General features: G+C 54.6%; 14 protein-coding genes. 8 read left to right on the top strand and 6 right to left on the bottom strand.

Features of this window, described 5'->3' with window-relative positions; genetic code table 11:
* Positions 1–74: 74 nt before the first annotated feature.
* Positions 75–533, top strand: a complete 459-nt coding sequence (locus tag ACGHAD_RS10315; protein WP_339614940.1) for a DUF2383 domain-containing protein — start codon at positions 75–77, stop codon at positions 531–533.
* Here ACGHAD_RS10315 and sppA read toward each other — a convergent pair.
* The 4 genes from sppA to arsC are packed head-to-tail and all read right to left on the bottom strand — an operon-like array spanning position 514 to position 3,852.
* Positions 514–2,400, bottom strand: a complete 1,887-nt coding sequence (gene sppA, locus ACGHAD_RS10310; protein WP_382415213.1) for a signal peptide peptidase SppA — start codon at positions 2,398–2,400, stop codon at positions 514–516. The two genes, ACGHAD_RS10315 and sppA, sit on opposite strands and share 20 nt — an antisense overlap.
* A 57-nt stretch (positions 2,401–2,457) precedes the next feature.
* On the bottom strand, positions 2,458–2,895 hold the full coding sequence (locus ACGHAD_RS10305; RefSeq protein ID WP_339614942.1) for a DUF2069 domain-containing protein: 438 nt from the start codon (positions 2,893–2,895) through the stop codon (positions 2,458–2,460).
* The gene (wrbA, locus tag ACGHAD_RS10300) at positions 2,892–3,497 is read right to left on the bottom strand and encodes an NAD(P)H:quinone oxidoreductase (RefSeq protein ID WP_382415215.1); all 606 of its coding nucleotides are present in this window, start codon (positions 3,495–3,497) and stop codon (positions 2,892–2,894) included. Before wrbA ends, ACGHAD_RS10305 begins: the two co-directional genes overlap by 4 nt.
* A 7-nt stretch (positions 3,498–3,504) precedes the next feature.
* Positions 3,505–3,852: an arsenate reductase (glutaredoxin) gene (gene arsC, locus ACGHAD_RS10295; RefSeq protein WP_339614944.1), complete on the bottom strand. Its 348-nt coding sequence runs from the start codon at positions 3,850–3,852 to the stop codon at positions 3,505–3,507.
* Between the two features lie 206 nt (positions 3,853–4,058).
* On the opposite strand from arsC, the gene ACGHAD_RS10290 reads away from it, so the two are divergent.
* Both ACGHAD_RS10290 and ACGHAD_RS10285 read left to right on the top strand, forming a co-directional pair.
* Positions 4,059–4,424, top strand: a complete 366-nt coding sequence (locus tag ACGHAD_RS10290) for a response regulator (RefSeq protein ID WP_339614945.1) — start codon at positions 4,059–4,061, stop codon at positions 4,422–4,424.
* A 76-nt stretch (positions 4,425–4,500) separates the two neighbouring features.
* Positions 4,501–5,757, top strand: coding sequence for a valine--pyruvate transaminase (locus ACGHAD_RS10285; protein ID WP_382415218.1), 1,257 nt, complete (start codon positions 4,501–4,503; stop codon positions 5,755–5,757).
* Positions 5,758–6,109: 352 nt separating this feature from the next.
* Here ACGHAD_RS10285 and ACGHAD_RS10280 read toward each other — a convergent pair whose 3' ends face one another.
* Entirely contained in the window at positions 6,110–6,460 is a 351-nt protein-coding gene (locus tag ACGHAD_RS10280; protein WP_382415220.1) for a hypothetical protein, read from the bottom strand.
* Between the two features lie 36 nt (positions 6,461–6,496).
* Positions 6,497–7,831, bottom strand: a complete 1,335-nt coding sequence (locus tag ACGHAD_RS10275) for a flavohemoglobin expression-modulating QEGLA motif protein (protein ID WP_382415222.1) — start codon at positions 7,829–7,831, stop codon at positions 6,497–6,499.
* Positions 7,832–8,034: 203 nt separating this feature from the next.
* Between ACGHAD_RS10275 and ACGHAD_RS10270 the strand changes: the two genes are divergently transcribed.
* From ACGHAD_RS10270 to aspS, 5 genes are all read left to right on the top strand, one after another.
* On the top strand, positions 8,035–8,352 hold the full coding sequence (locus ACGHAD_RS10270; RefSeq protein ID WP_382415224.1) for a Rieske (2Fe-2S) protein: 318 nt from the start codon (positions 8,035–8,037) through the stop codon (positions 8,350–8,352).
* 42 nt (positions 8,353–8,394) lie between these two features.
* Positions 8,395–11,898: a response regulator gene (locus ACGHAD_RS10265; protein ID WP_382415226.1), complete on the top strand. Its 3,504-nt coding sequence runs from the start codon at positions 8,395–8,397 to the stop codon at positions 11,896–11,898.
* A 14-nt stretch (positions 11,899–11,912) separates the two neighbouring features.
* A complete protein-coding gene (locus ACGHAD_RS10260) occupies positions 11,913–12,932 on the top strand; it encodes a two-component system response regulator (protein WP_382415228.1) in 1,020 nt (339 codons plus the stop codon).
* Between the two features lie 153 nt (positions 12,933–13,085).
* Positions 13,086–13,355 (top strand): FmdB family zinc ribbon protein, encoded by a 270-nt coding sequence (locus ACGHAD_RS10255; RefSeq protein WP_382415230.1) that lies wholly within the window; start codon positions 13,086–13,088, stop codon positions 13,353–13,355.
* A 45-nt stretch (positions 13,356–13,400) separates the two neighbouring features.
* Complete coding sequence (gene aspS / locus ACGHAD_RS10250) at positions 13,401–15,191, top strand: aspartate--tRNA ligase (RefSeq protein WP_382415232.1); 1,791 nt, start codon at positions 13,401–13,403, stop codon at positions 15,189–15,191.
* The last annotated feature ends 74 nt before the right edge of the window (positions 15,192–15,265 follow it).

Below are 15,265 nucleotides of genomic sequence, written 5' to 3'. Positions count from 1 at the left end.
CCTTTGGTGGGCTTTTTGATCGCCATTAAAGGGATAACGCGCCGCGAGGCGCCATTGTCAGTGAGGTATGAGTTATGCGTATTACACACGAGAAAGTGAAAAGTGAGTTTCTGACGGATGATTTAAACGACCTTATTCGCCGTCACCATGATCTGCTGCAAAGTTATCAGGATGCCTGGGACAAAGTGCGAGCCCCGAGTTTACGGCGTGTGTTTGACAGCCTGGTACGCGGCCACGAGCGATCAATCGAGTCCTTGTCGGAGGTCGTTAAAGCGCACCATGATGACGTGTCAGAGGGGCCCGATTTGGGCGCTGTTCCAGCGCGTATGCGGGTTATCTTTGGCCAACTGTTAAGCGATGGCGCCGTAGTTCAGGCGATGCTCTCGAACGAACAAAAGCTATTGCGTAAGTACACCGCCGCCATCAACACCATCGTTTACCTGCCCGAGTTTGAGCAGGTGCTGGTAAAAAACCGGCTAGACACACAAAAACGCCTTGCGCGCCTAGAGTTGGTTATTGGCCTGGACGACTAATCAGCGCGCAACTAAGGCAACGCGCTTGTATCTCGTCGGTCTTATTGTTTAGCAGGTCGGTCAGCTCATGTAAGCGGCTGCCTGCGGCGCCACCGGTTAGCGTGTCGAGTGTTTGTAAGCTATCGAGTGAGCTTTGCCAGTCACTCGGCAAGCTTACCCCGGCATTGGCCAGCTGCATAAATAACTGCTCCATCGGTGTTAGCGGCGGCGTTATCTCTTTGGTTTTCCACTCCTTCAGCTCGGCAAACTCAGCCGCCGCAGCGGTTGCTTGTTGCATGGTGCCTAGCTTGTCGACTAAGCCAAGCTTTTGGGCGTGAACACCACTCCACACTCTGCCTTGGGCGATATCATTTACCTGTTCAACACTCAGTCCACGGGCGTCTGCCACTGTTTTAAGAAAGCGCTGATAGACGCTGTCGACGTTCATTTGCAAAGCGGTTGCGGCTTGCGGGTTGAGCGCCCGCGTTGGGTCCATGGTACCGGCCAGCTCGCTGGTGGCGATACCGTCCGTATAGATACCCAGCTTGCCAAGTGATTGCTCAAGCGTAGGAATAACACTGAAAACACCGATAGAGCCGGTAATGGTTGTCGGTAGCGCCCAGATCTCATCCCCCGCAGTCGCCATCCAGTAACCGCCGCTGGCGGCGACGCTGCCCATGCTAACGATGACTGGGATACCTGAATTGCGAGTCGCTTCGATTTCTGCGCGAATTACCTCTGAGGCGAAGGCACTGCCCCCTGGGCTGTCTACTCGTACCACCAGCGCCTTTATGTCTTTGTCGTCGCGCGCTTGACGCAACAGCTGCACTAACGTGTCACTGCCGACGATACCAGGGGGCTGCTCGCCGGCGGTAATAGCCCCGCGGGCGGTAATTAGGCCGACATAATTGGCGCCTGGTAGCGGTATTTCACGGCGGTGTTGCAAATATCGGTTCCAATTGACGTGTTTGTATTGGTCGGTGTGATCGTCGTAACCAAATTGCTCGATCAGCGCTTGTCGAGTGGCCTGACGGCTCGCTACGGTATCGACTAAACCGGCCTCCTGCGCCATCAGCGCCGAATCGCCGCCGGCTTGCTGCAAAAGCTCGGTTGATTGGCCGATTATATTGTCGAGCGCACCGATGGGCAGTTTGCGCTGAATCTCAATGTTGCTACTGTACGCTTGCCATAGAGTGTTTAACCACAGGCGATTGTGCTCGCGTGAGGCCTCGGACATGCCGTTACGGGTGTAGGGTTCAACGGCGTCTTTGTATTTACCCACCTTAAACACGTTTACGTTCAAGGCGAGTTTGTCCAGTGCGTCTTTAAAATATTGGTGATAACTGGCAAAACCTGTTAACAGCACGTAGCCCATATCGTGCAGGTACACTTGGTCGGCGTAGCTGGCCAAAAAGTACTGATCTTGGTTGTAGCTGTCGGCAAGCGCGGTAATAGTTTTGCCACTGGCTTTAAACTGCTCTAAGGCTTGGCCTATTTCGTAAAGCTTGCTTACGCCGCCGCCGCGCAGACTGTTTAAGTCGAGAATTAGGTGCGTTACCTGATCGTCATCGGCGGCAAGATTAATGGCGCGCACAACATCAGATACCAACGTCTCGGCGGCTTCTGCCGATTCATCCGCGGTGAGTGCGGCCAGTGCATCAAGCGCCTGACGCTGGTCCACCAGTATGCCCGATGGCGCCAACCGCAAAGCGAAATTTTGCGGCAGTACATCGGCGCGTTGCTGGCTGATAACCACCACTATCACAACAATAATGATAATAAAGATAACGTTGGCCAAGGCGCGCCTTAGCCAGGTGATGGCGCCCCAGATACTGCTAAACAGTTGGCGGACCGGTCCTTTGTTTTTGCTTTTCTCGGGGTTGTTCACATCGTGTTCCTTTTTGGGCGTACAAATATCAGGTTGTGCGATAGATCTAACCGTTGGCTATTCGCGCTCGGCGTTACTATCTGCGTTGCGGCGTGACGTGGGGTTTTGACTTACCGCTAAGCGCGAGTGTTGCCGCCAGCGGCTGGCCATCATCGCGGCGGGAAACAACAAAACCGTGAGAGCGGTGGCTAAATAATCGCTAAGGTTGGCAAACGGCGACATGGCTTCGACCACAAACGCGGTAAAGTAAAATAAAATCACAAAACAAAGCCAGCTGTATGTGCGGTGGTGGCCGATCCAAATGCCGGGAATAAACAACAGCAGCGGAACGCATTGCACCAGTACCCGAAATAGGCTGCCTGTGGGCTCGACGATATTGCTGATGCAAAACAGTGCGAGAAGTGCCAATAAGCTGCCTAAAGTCAGCCACCGGGCCACTTTATAGCGCTGGGTTAACGGGGCGATATCGGCAGCGCTGTATTGCGGTATTTTCATGTAAAGGTATCCAGTTGCAGGGCGAGACGAGCTAGACGCTGGCCTTGGGCGTAGCACAGTTGGGTTTCGATCTCGGTTAACGCGGGTTCGGCGGTTCCGGACCAGTGGGTCGCGCCATAGGGGGTGCCGCCGTTTTGGGTATTATTGAGCCCCGCCTCGCTGTAGGGGATTCCGCTAATCACCATGCCGTGGTGCAGTAATGGCAACATCATGCTCAGCAACGTAGACTCTTGCCCACCGTGTAAGCTGTTGCTTGAGCTGAACACCCCGGCGGGCTTGTTAATTAGGCAGCCCTCCAGCCAGAGGTTGCTGGTGGTGTCTAAAAAGTATTTAAGTGGCGCTGCCATGTTGCCAAACCGGGTAGGGCTGCCGAGCAATAGGCCGTGGCAGTGGCGCAAGTCATCGGCACTGGCGTAAATAGCGCCTTCGCTGGGTACCGCCGGAATACTTGCTTCACAGTCGGGCGATACCGGCGGAACTGTGCGAATCCGGGCTTCCAGTTGCCCGCTGTGTTCCACCCCGTGCGCAAGGGCCTGAGCGAGCGCGGCGGTGGCACCGTGGCGGCTGTAGTATAAAATGAGGACGTACGGAAGGTTGCTCATAGGTGCCTCAGGCTAAAATGTCCAATACTTGCTCTGGTGGCCGCCCAAGCTTGGCGCGTGTGTCGTTGATAACGATAGGGCGCTCAATGAGCTTAGGGTGCTGGCACATGGCGTTAATCAGCGCGGTGTTAGATAAGCTGGCATCCGCCAGCCCAAGCTCTTTGTACTCGGCCTCGCCTGTGCGTAGCAGCTCGCGAGGGCTAATGCCGAGTTTGCCAATAACCGCTTTTAGCTCCGCGGGTGCGGGCGGTGTGTCGAGGTATTTAATAATCTCGGGTGTTAAGCCTCGCTCTTCCAGCAGGGCCAGGGTTTGGCGTGATTTAGAGCACCGTGGATTGTGATAGATCGACAGCATATAAAGGCATCCGGTTAAGTAATAGCAACTGTATTACGACGATAGTCATAACTGCGGCGATTATAGCGTTTTAGGGGCCTGCGGGGCACCCCAGTGGATGCCGCGAGCGCCGGGTGGGTTAAAAAGCGTTTATTGTTTGGCGCTTGAGGGGCTCCCGTGGCTATAATGGGGTTTTACCAGTCACCGGATATAATAACGGTTAGTTAATGAGTACACCGCTGCTAATTTGTGATGACTCGAACATGGCGCGCAAGCAAGTCGCCCGTGCTTTGCCCGAGAGTTGGGATGTCGAGGTCAGTTTTGCCACGAACGGTACCGAAGCGCTGAGCGCGATTCGTGCGGGCCTGGGTGAGGTGGTGTTGCTGGATCTGACTATGCCGGAAATGGACGGCTACGCGGTGCTTGAGGCGGTGGCGGCCGAGCAGCTTAAATGCCTAGTGATTGTCATCTCCGGCGATATTCAACCCGCCGCCCGGGAGCGGGTCACGGCGCTGGGCGCCATTGATTTTATTAAAAAGCCTGTCAGTGCTGCGACGTTGGAGCACACCCTGCAAACTTACGGTCTATTGTAATGCTCGGCTGCGGCGACTAGCGCGGCCACCTTTCTGCGTTTTTAATTCGCGATCACATCATCATAAATAGTGCCCTATGCGATTGTCTAAGTTTGGTGCAACGTTAAGCCAAGGGTCCGGCATTGTCTCACTCATGGAGGATCTGGGCGGCGCGTTGCGCGATAACCCCGATATGCTGTTTTTGGGCGGCGGCAATCCTGCGCGTATTCCCGCTGTTGAATCTGCATTAAAGCAAGCCTTACAGCAAGTGCTGGATGATCCGGTCAAATCGCAGCAGATGCTCGGCGTGTATCAGTCGCCAGCCGGCGATAGGCAACTGCTGGACGAGCTGGCTGCGCTGCTGAATAAAGAGTTTAAATGGGGCTTAACACGTCATAATCTAGCCCTTGCCAACGGCAGCCAGTCGGCATTTTTTGTGTTGTTTAATTTGTTGGCCGGCGAGGGAGCTGATGGTGTTGCGCGGCATATTCAATTGCCGCTCGTGCCCGAATACCTAGGCTACAGTGAGCTGGGTTTGGCCGAGAACTTCTATCGCGCTGACCGACCAGCCATTGAATATGTCGGTGAGCGGCAATTTAAATACCACGTCGATTTTAATAGCTTTCACATTGATGCTAACACGGCCGCTTTGTGTGTTTCGCGTCCGACCAATCCGACCGGTAATGTCATTACCGATGACGAAATGGCGCGGCTGGATGCTCAGGCGCAGGCCCATGGCGTTCCGCTGATTGTCGATGGCGCCTACGGCATGCCTTTCCCCGGTATCATTTTTACCGACGCCAGTCCTAGTTGGAACGACAACACTCTGTTGGTGTTGAGTTTATCGAAATTAGGGTTGCCCGGTGCGCGCACGGCTGTGGTGATTGCGAATGAGTCGCTGATTCAATCGTTCGCGAGCGCCAATACCGTGCTCAGCTTAGCCGCGGGTAATATGGGGCCAGCCATCGCCCGGCAACTGATCGCCAGCGAGCAATTATTGGCATTGGGGCGCAATGCCGTTGCGCCATTTTATCGCGAGCGCGCTGCGCAAACTGTGGCATTGTTGGAGCGTGCGTTAGTCGGGTTGCCTTTTCGTATTCATAAACCCGAAGGTGCGATCTTCTTATGGCTTTGGCTAGAAGGTTTGCCCATTACCAGCGAACAGCTCTATCAACGTTTAAAAACGCGGGGTGTACTGGTAATTTCCGGCCACCACTTTTTTCCCGGTTTGACAGAGCCTTGGCAGCACCAACACGAGTGTTTGCGGTTGAGTTATGGTCAGCCGGTGTCGGTGATTGCCCGGGCCATTGCTATCTTGGCTGACGAAGTGCGCACTGTGTATCACGCCGGCTAGTCTCGTCCCTTGTGGCCACCCCGAACGCTATGCGCCCGGCTATCTACTTGACGCCTAGCTTTGCTGCCATGAGCCGTTGCTAATATATTTTGCGATAAGCTCTGGGCGCGAGAGTTAATTGTCCGTAAATCTTACCAGTACCGCTGCGCTAAGTCTGATGGGTAATAGAAATGTTTTTTGCCACTTTAAAGAACAATATTTTGCGATACAAATAAAAATCGCAAGCGCATCTAGGTCAGATTAAACGGCAAAAAACTGAGTGCCGCGACGCCTTTAAAAGCGCGTTTAACTGCCCCGTAAGATGGCACGCGATGCAGCTACCTTTTATGTGGTGCTTTACTGGGTGGGAGTTTTATTTGCTAAACCGGTACCAGGGACTAGCGCTGTTGTTAATCGTAGCCAAATGCTCTTGTTTGCGCTCCGGGGAGTCAAAAAAATAAAAATCTTCACTTGGGTGACGGTGCAACCATTTTTTAATCGGGTGCACCTGCTCTGTGGTAAGTTTGGGCACGCCGAGCTTGCGGTCGGCATTGTGGGTGTAGTTCCAGTCAATCAATACTTCGTGTCGGGCGCGCAGTACGGCCTCCTCTAAAGAGCTGGCCGCTACACGGCGAGCGCTCAGAAATCCAATAACAGCCTGTTCAGTGTAGTTGTCAAAAAATATCTCTGTTCCGCAGAGTGTGACATCAAAAAAACGGGACATACGATAGCGTTTCCTGTTGTCGGGTGGGTTGGACCCTTAGCTTTGTTTCGGGGCGCGGCTTGCAGAGGACGGTTTTTTGTCACCGAAAAGGCGCGAAAAATGTTTTCTTACCCGCACGTTGTCGAGGCCGGCAATACTACTGGAAAAGCCAAACCAAACATATAAACCATTCAAGTTTTTAAACATTGGTGGCAAAAAACGTGGCGGTACAATGTGCCCAAGCTGCAAATGTTCTTGCAGGGCGGGAATGTCATCCAGGGTGAGCTTGCCGAGATACAGCAGCGGAATCATTTCTGGCTGACCCGCGAAAATGGCGCTGCGAATAAAGCCGACGTTTTCGACGAAGCCTTTTACGTAGCTTATGTCTTTAGTAAACACTGAGCCGCCGGTTACCGTACCGCCGCGAAACACCCGCTGCGCGACTCGGTAGCTGTCTTGTTCGCTGTCACCCCGGTCGCGAAAAAACCGGAACAGCTCGACAAAGTCGGCGCCGCGCTCGGCCATGTCGACGGCGACGACCCGATCGCTGACCCGCTGCGCGCGCTTGGGAAACGAGCTAAAGGTTAAGGTTTCCATAAGCACCGCCATCCCCTCTTGGATGGCGGTAATACGCGGTGAGCCAACACTCAGCCAAGTGGCCCAGGGTTGGGCGCGGCCGTTGAGGGTGGTGCCTATGTGGACCCAGCCCTCGTGCACTTCTAGCACGTTAAGATCTTGCGGGGTAAACAGTGAGCGGCGGTTAAGCTTTAGGCTGTCGCCACCGGCGGCTGCGTCTGAAACAATGTCGTCACTTAAGGTGACGTTGACTGTGCCAGCGCCAAAGTATTCGTCCATTCGGGCGCTTAAATAGGCGGTGGCCTCGGTTGCGTCCAGCTGACGTTTACTGGAGGGTGCTAGCTGAGCCGCTGCTGGCAACGAGAATACCCGGCACAGCTCTTGACCGACGTCCAAGAGGGTTTTGTTGTCGCCCGTAATGCAATCGCTAGGCGAGCCGTAGAGGCGTCTGCTCAGTTCGCCAAAGCGCGCCGTGCCGCGCGCGCCAAGCATCTCTAAGACCAGACGATACTGATCTATAGTGTCGCGCAAAATGCGTCCGAGGGCGTCTTGCTGGCCCAGTTGGCGGACGACCTCCCGGTCTAGTTCGCGAAAAGCCTCGGTTAATTTGTGGCGATCAAAAGTCAGCGGATGGCGCTCGTAAAAATCTCGCCCAATGTCCGGTAAACGCTTGCCGCCTGCGGCAAAGAATCGCTCTTGCGCCTCAATGGGCCATTTGATCGCGTCGAGAATGCGAATGGGCCTTTGCAGTTCCACTAGCTGGTCTGAAAGGGTTTTGAGCTTTGTGAGGTACGCCTGGGTGTTAGAACTTGCCATGAGGGTGCTCTGTCGGGTCCTTCTTCAGTAGGAATGTGGCGGCTTGTGCGGTCACGCTCGAGGGCGTGTGTCAGGCTGCAAGTGTAGCGCGCTATGGCGGCAGTGTCGCAGCAATTTTGACGCCTTTTCTTCATTCGTGACTTAGGGCATAGTAATGACTAAAGTCTGAATGAGAATGGGGCCGGCTAAGCAACGGTAAAGCGATGGCGTATATCGAACTGGCAAAGTTACACGAAATTGACGATGGTTTTATGCGCCCCGTGCGGTTGGCCGGTCAAGAGTTGTTGCTGTTGCAGGAACACGGGCAGCTTTATCTAATAGCCAATCGCTGTCCGCACCGGCAGGCCCCGTTGACGCGCGCCACCTTCACCGGAGAGGGGTTGCGCTGTCCCGCTCATGGCATTGAGTTTTCCCTGCGCACCGGTCGTGCGCTCAATTCAATTGACTGCGCTGCTGGTTTGACGTTTTATCCGCTGGTGTATGAAGGCGCGAGTGTTGGCGTCGAGATAACTAACCAATAAACCTCAAGTAAGTCGACTCCAGGGACAGGGTGGAACAAACTTTTGAGCCAGAGAAAAATTTCTTTTCGCAATGCATTGTTGGCCGGTATGGCAGGCCTTTTACTGGTAGCGTTAAGTGGCGCTTACTGGGGCTATGTGAAATTGGTGTTTGAGCCTAGCTTGCGCAAAGTGTCGTTGGTTCAGATGCAGCGCACGGGCGATAACGTTCACCACCAGCTCGATAGCTTATTGGGCGATACGGCGCGTTTGCTGTCTATGGCCCGGCGCTGGGCGAGGCAATCTGATGCCAGCCCAGAGGCAATTGCCTCACTGAATGCTTATTTTTATCCGCTGTTGCAAGAAACCCCTCACATCACTGCGGCCATGCTGGCGACCAGCGCGGGCCGAGAGTGGATGCTCATGCAAAGTCGCGGCGCTCAGCCTTGGCGTATGCGCGTGAGCGATGCCGAAAAATCGCGCTACCGGGTGGTGGAAATGGATGCGCAGGGGGCTAGGCGCCCAAATGGCGAGACGTCTCCCACACTCGATTACGACCCGCGCCAGCGCCCTTGGTTTGCGGGGGCCGCCAATGGTGCTGGCGCTAAGGTTTACTGGACGGACGTCTATATCTTTTTTACCTCGGGACAGCCGGGCATAACGGTGTCAACGTCTTGGGTTAATGCCGCCGGCGAGCAGATGGTGCTGGGGTTGGATATTCAGCTGAGCGACTTATCATCGCTGGTTGATACGCTCAACAAAGGCTCTGACTCGCAAGTGATTATTTTTACTGATGCGAACCAAGTGTTGGGCGCGCCCAACAGTTATCGTGCGGCTGGCGACACGAAAGGCGATAAACAAGAGATTGCGAACCTTAATGATGTGTTGGCTGGGCCGCTGTTGGTGGGCTGGCAGCAGTGGCAAGCGGGTGGTCGTCAGGCGCAAGATGTCGGTCGTTATCGGGCGGGTGACGACACATGGTATTACTCCTTTATTCCTTATTCACTGGAAACCACGCGCTTATGGGTGGGCAGTTTCGCGCCCGAGCGGGTGTTTATCCCCGGTGCGGTCAATCACAAACGCTGGCTGATTGGGATTCTGTTGTCGGTGCTGGTGATCAGTGCGCTGTTAGCGGCGGCGCTGGCGCGACGCTTTACACGCCCGCTGAGTGACCTGATCCGTCAGAATCAGCGCATCGCGGAGCTTGATTTTAGCGAGCCCGAGACACCGCGCGTGGCGATTATGGAAGTCGATCAGTTGTTTGCCGCGCAGCATCGCACCCGGCAGTTATTGCGTACCGCAACCGGGCAGTTGCGCCGTCATAAAGAGCAGCTAGAGCAAACTGTGAGCCAGCGCACTCGCGCTTTACAAAGCACCAATGACAAACTGATTCAAGCGCGGCGTGAGGCGGAGGCGGCAACCGATGCCAAATCGTCTTTTTTGGCCAATATGAGCCATGAAATTCGCACGCCGATGAATGCCATTATCGGCCTGGGGCACTTGCTAGGCAGTACTGAACTTAACGAGAAGCAGCAAGAGTACCTTAATAAAATCAACGGCGCCTCGCACTCGTTGTTGGGCCTGATTAACGACGTTTTGGATTTTTCTAAGATCGAAGCCGGGCACATGGAGCTGGAGCAAATAGAGTTTAGCTTGCTTGAGGTGATCGACACCGTGAGCACCATTGCCGGGGTGAAGTTCAACGAAAAGCCCGATGTTGAGTTGCTACTGTACCTTGATGCCAGTGTCCCTGAGATTTTAAAAGGCGATCCCGTTCGCCTTCAGCAGGTATTAATTAACCTATTGAATAACGCCATTAAATTTACCCAGCAGGGCTCGGTAACGTTGGCGATTGAATTAAAGCAGGCCAGCGGCGGCCAGGTTGCGGTTAATTTTAGTGTGACCGATACCGGCATCGGCATGAATGACGAGCAGCAAAGCAAGCTGTTTAATGTCTTCTCTCAGGCGGATGAATCCACCACCCGAAAATATGGCGGTACCGGGTTGGGGTTGTCCATTTGCCGGCGCTTGGTCGAGCTAATGGGCGGAGCAATTGGTGTTAAAAGTGTGCCGGGCAAGGGCAGCCGGTTTAGCTTTTACGCGCTATTTGGGGCCTGTAAAAAATCCTCGACCGTACCCGGCTTGCCGGTGGCCATTGAAGGTAAGCAGGTACTGGTGGTTGATGACAATTCCACCTCGCGGCAAATTTTAACGGTGTACTGCAAAACGGCTGGATTGCAGGTGGTGGCAGTTGACTCTGGCGCCGAGGCGCTTGAGCGACTGGCCGAACAAGCCTTTGAGCTTATTTTGCTCGACTGGAAAATGCCTGAAATGGACGGTATTAGTGTTGTCCGCGCGTTAGCCGGGCGCGATGCCGCGATGCCGCCGACCATTATGGTGACGGCCTATGACAGCCACTCGTTAACGCGCCAAGCTCAAGAGCTGGGAGTCCGCGAGGTGCTAGTCAAGCCGATTGACCCCCTGCGGCTGCGCGATGCGATTCGTCGTGCCTTTGGCGAGGCGGTACCGCACAGCGAAGTGCTGGCGACCGGGCGCTCGGTTAATGTCGATTTGTCTGGCGCCACCCTTTTGGTGGTGGATGACAACGAGCTAAATCAGCAGGTGGCCAGCGAGCTGCTAGAAGCTGTTGGTGCCACCGTGGTGCTCGCAGCAAATGGCCAGCAGGCATTGGACGCGATGGGGGGCCAGAGCTTTGACTGTGTCTTGATGGATATTCAAATGCCGGTGATGGATGGTTATACCGCCACTCACCGCATTCGTGCCCTGGGCAAAGTAGGCGAGCTACCCATTATTGCGATGACGGCCAACGCCACCGCCGAGGATCGCGACCGGGCACGGGCGGTGGGCATGAATGACTACATTGCCAAGCCGATTGATGTACGCGAGCTGTACCAAAAAATTGCCCAGTATTTGCCCGCGCGGCAACTGGCAAGCCCAGAGGCGGTTTCATCTGTAACGGCCGTGGGTGCCAGTGAGGTGGCGGTAAATGCGGATGTTATCGCCCTAGATGACGCTTTGGCTCGGATGGGGGGCAACGAGGCCACTCTATGGCGTTTGGCCAATAGCTTTTGTCGCACTCAGGGCGGCGCGAGCCGAACCATTGCCAAGGCGTATAACTCAGACCCAGACGAGGCGCAGCGCATGGCGCACACGCTAAAAGGCTTGGCCGGCTCGCTGGGCGCCCACCGGTTACAGCCGTTAGCGGCGAAAGTCGAGGCCGAGATTGCGCAATCTGAGTTGCAGCAGGCTACTCTTACAGAGTTGTCAGATGCGTTATCCGCTGTGGTAGATGAGCTTGAAAGGTTGCCCCGGCCCGATAGCCCTGCGGTTGCTCCAGTTGCGCTTAGTCCGGCGGAGCTTGAAGCCGAGCTCGAGACTTTGACCGAGCAGCTGAAAACCGCCGATACTAATGCCCGGTCAACCCTAGTCACGCTGCGTGGCGCATTGCCGAAAGATGCCGGGCTGGATGAAGTGGCACAGAGTGTAGAGCGCTACGATTTTGATCAGGCGCTGCAAGCGTTAACGCGCTGGCAGCAGCGCCGAACTTGATACCAGAGGTGCAAATGGAAGGCAGTAAGACCATATTGGTAGTCGACGATACCCCTGAGAATATCGACGTGTTAGTGGGGCTCTTGTCATCCGAGTATCGGGTAAGGGCAGCGACGCGAGGCATTAAAGCGCTAGAGCTGGCGGCATCTGACCACCCGCCCGACCTTATTTTGCTGGACATTATGATGCCCGAGATGGATGGTTTTGAGGTTTGCCGGCGTTTAAAGGCGGACCCGATAACCGCCTCGATACCGGTGATTTTTGTCACGGCTAAAATTGCCGTGGCCGATGAAATTAAAGGTTTTGAGCTGGGGGCGGTTGATTATCTCAGTAAGCCGGTTAGCCCGCCTATCTTGCTGCGCCGGGTAAAAACCCAGTTGGCGCTGGCGGATCAAAATCACGCGTTAGAGCGTATCGTTGCCGAGCGTACCGCCGAGCTGGAATTAAGCCGGTTACAGGTGGTGCACTGCCTGGGTAGGGCGGCGGCCAGCCGCGAGCGAGGCAGCAACGCCCACGCCCTGCGAATTAGCCGCTACAGTCGCTTGCTTGGCGAAGAGGCCGGCATGGGGCCGACCGATGCGGCACTGCTACTAAACGCCAGCTTGATGTACGACGTGGGTAAAATTGGCCTACCTGACTCGGCCCTGGAGGTTGCCAGTAACCCAGGTAAAGGGGCGCGCGCCGTAATCGAAGCCGAGATCAAAATGGGGGTTCGTATCCTGGGCAACGACAACTCGGACTTGCTCACCATGGCGCGTACGATTGTCACCACCTTCCGTGAGTCGTTTGATGGCAGTGGCTACCCTCGGGGTCTTACAGGCCGCGATATTCCTTTGGTGGGACGCATTGTGGCGATTGCTAATATGTTTGAAACCCTCACCACTCAGCGAGCCCAAACTGAGGCTTACCCTGTGCCCGAGGCGCTCATCCAGCTAGAGGCATGTGCTGGCATTCAGTTTGACCCCGAGCTGGTGCGGCGTTTTTGCCGCGCCGAGGCCGAAATCTTAGAAATCAAAAGCGTATTGGGCGATTAACGCCCAATACGTCGTCCTAGCGTTCCTTGTGCGGTTTCTCCGCGCCATCCTCTGAGGTATAATTGCGCGTTTTTTGACGGCCGGAGGCTGCCCTCTGTGCGTTTTTGGTAGGTTTAGGCTCTATTGATGTGCCTAATTGTGGAGAAACTTGTAATGCCTATCTATGAATACCGTTGCCTGGGCTGTGGTCACGAACTTGAAGCCTTGCAAAAAATGAGTGACGCGCCACTGGTCGATTGCCCAGAATGCCAGCAGAGCGAGCTGACCAAAAAGATCTCAGCCGCAGGTTTTCGCCTTAAGGGCGGCGGTTGGTACGAGACAGATTTTAAATCGGGTAAGAAAAAGAACCTCGTCGGAGATGCCGCCAAAGGTGGCGACAGCAAAGCAGCCAGCACACCGGCGCCCGCGACTCCGGCCACCTAATTGTGGGCACAGGCCCAACCAACAGTAATAAACGGGAAACAGATTATGCGCAGTGAATACTGTGGCGCTTTAAATGCCTCATTTATCGACCAAGAAGTAACCTTGTGTGGCTGGGTTGATCGTCGCCGCGATCACGGCGGTGTTATTTTTATCGACTTGCGCGATCGCGACGGTATCGTGCAGGTGGTCTTTGATCCGGACACCAAAGAGAACTTCGAGCTGGCCGACAAGGTGCGTGGCGAATACGTGCTGCAAGTAACCGGTAAAGTGCGCGCTCGCGATGCGGCCACCGTTAACAGCAACATGGCTACCGGCGAGATCGAAGTTTACGGCACCGCGCTTGAGATTCTTAACGAAGCTGAGACCACGCCGTTTCCGTTATCTGAGCATTCCAGTGTTGGCGAAGACGTACGCTTAAAGTACCGCTATCTGGATTTGCGCCGCAACGAAATGCAAAAAAGCCTGCAGTTTCGCTCCAAGGTGACCATTGCGATCCGCAACTACTTGGATGAAAACGGCTTTTTGGATATAGAAACCCCGATTTTGACTCGTGCCACCCCCGAGGGTGCCCGGGATTACCTGGTGCCGTCGCGCACCCACGAAAATAAGTTTTTTGCACTGCCGCAATCGCCCCAGCTGTTTAAGCAGTTGCTGATGGTGTCAGGTTTCGATCGCTACTACCAAATCGCCAAATGTTTTCGCGATGAAGACTTGCGCGCAGATCGTCAGCCGGAATTTACCCAAATTGATATCGAGACCTCGTTTATGGACGAGGAAGGTATTATGGGTATTACCGAGGGTATGATTAAAAAACTCTTTAACGATTTAATGAGCGTTGATTTGGGTGAGTTTCCGCGTATGGATTACGCGACAGCTATTGCCAAATACGGTTCGGATAAACCCGATATGCGTATTCCGCTGGAGCTGGTCGACGTTAAAGATTTAATGCTGGAGGTCGATTTTAAAGTCTTCTCGGGCCCGGCTAAAGACCCTAAAGGTCGCGTTACAGCGCTTAAAGTACCCGGCGGTAACGATAAGTTAACCCGCAAACAAATTGACGACTACACCAAGTTTGTCAGCATTTACGGCGCCAAAGGTTTGGCTTACATTAAAGTGAACGATAAGGCCGATTTAGAAAACGGCTTGCAGTCACCCATTGTTAAGTTTTTACCCAATGATGTGCGCAGCGCGATTCTGGATCGTTTAGAGGCTGACAACGGCGACTTGATATTCTTTGGTGCCGATAAAGCCAATATTGTGACGGAAGCTCTCGGTGCACTGCGCTGCAAGTTGGGCGAAGATCTGGATCTTTATACGTGTGAGTGGGCGCCTTTGTGGGTGGTCGACTTCCCGATGTTTGAAGAGGCCAGCGATGGCTCGATGCAAGCGCTGCATCACCCGTTTACCGCGCCGTCTTGCTCGCCCGATGAGCTTAAAGCGAATCCGGCAACGGCCTTGTCCCGCGCTTACGATATGGTGCTTAACGGTACCGAGCTCGGTGGTGGGTCGGTGCGTATTCACAACCAAAATATGCAACAAGCGGTGTTTGAGATTCTCGGCATCAGTGCCGAAGAGCAGCGCGAGAAGTTCGGCTTCTTGCTGGATGCACTCAAATACGGTGCGCCGCCGCACGGCGGTTTGGCTTTTGGTCTGGATCGCTTGATTATGCTGATGATCGGCGCTGCCTCGATTCGCGACGTGATCGCCTTCCCTAAAACGCAGAGTGCGGCCTGTGTGATGACCGACGCACCGGGGGCGGTGGATGCTACTCAGCTGAAAGAGTTGCATATTCGCTTGCGTCAAAAAGAGCAAAAAGAAAAACCCGCCGAGCAGTAAGCGGCGGCGTACAAAACGGCCGGGCTTGCCCGGCCGTTTTGCGTTTTAGCTTCAGACAAATCAGACAAAAAGCG

Origin of the sequence: Gilvimarinus japonicus (assembly GCF_042847215.1) — a bacterium.
Taxonomy (GTDB): domain Bacteria; phylum Pseudomonadota; class Gammaproteobacteria; order Pseudomonadales; family Cellvibrionaceae; genus Gilvimarinus; species Gilvimarinus japonicus.
The sequence above is the reverse complement of the archived record's forward strand: the minus strand, read 5'-3'. Positions and strand labels throughout refer to the sequence as shown.

Excerpts from the sequence above, each read along its gene's own strand:
- ACGHAD_RS10255 (WP_382415230.1), top strand. The coding sequence starts at position 13,086 with ATGCCTATCTATGAATACCGTTGCCTGGGCTGTGGTCACGAACTTGAA.
- ACGHAD_RS10305 (WP_339614942.1), bottom strand. The coding sequence starts at position 2,895 with ATGAAAATACCGCAATACAGCGCTGCCGATATCGCCCCGTTAACCCAG.
- ACGHAD_RS10270 (WP_382415224.1), top strand. The coding sequence starts at position 8,035 with ATGGCGTATATCGAACTGGCAAAGTTACACGAAATTGACGATGGTTTT.
- ACGHAD_RS10290 (WP_339614945.1), top strand. The coding sequence starts at position 4,059 with ATGAGTACACCGCTGCTAATTTGTGATGACTCGAACATGGCGCGCAAG.
- ACGHAD_RS10280 (WP_382415220.1), bottom strand. The coding sequence starts at position 6,460 with ATGTCCCGTTTTTTTGATGTCACACTCTGCGGAACAGAGATATTTTTT.
- wrbA (WP_382415215.1), bottom strand. The coding sequence starts at position 3,497 with ATGAGCAACCTTCCGTACGTCCTCATTTTATACTACAGCCGCCACGGT.
- ACGHAD_RS10285 (WP_382415218.1), top strand. The coding sequence starts at position 4,501 with ATGCGATTGTCTAAGTTTGGTGCAACGTTAAGCCAAGGGTCCGGCATT.
- arsC (WP_339614944.1), bottom strand. The coding sequence starts at position 3,852 with ATGCTGTCGATCTATCACAATCCACGGTGCTCTAAATCACGCCAAACC.
- aspS (WP_382415232.1), top strand. The coding sequence starts at position 13,401 with ATGCGCAGTGAATACTGTGGCGCTTTAAATGCCTCATTTATCGACCAA.
- ACGHAD_RS10315 (WP_339614940.1), top strand. The coding sequence starts at position 75 with ATGCGTATTACACACGAGAAAGTGAAAAGTGAGTTTCTGACGGATGAT.
- ACGHAD_RS10275 (WP_382415222.1), bottom strand. The coding sequence starts at position 7,831 with ATGGCAAGTTCTAACACCCAGGCGTACCTCACAAAGCTCAAAACCCTT.
- ACGHAD_RS10260 (WP_382415228.1), top strand. The coding sequence starts at position 11,913 with ATGGAAGGCAGTAAGACCATATTGGTAGTCGACGATACCCCTGAGAAT.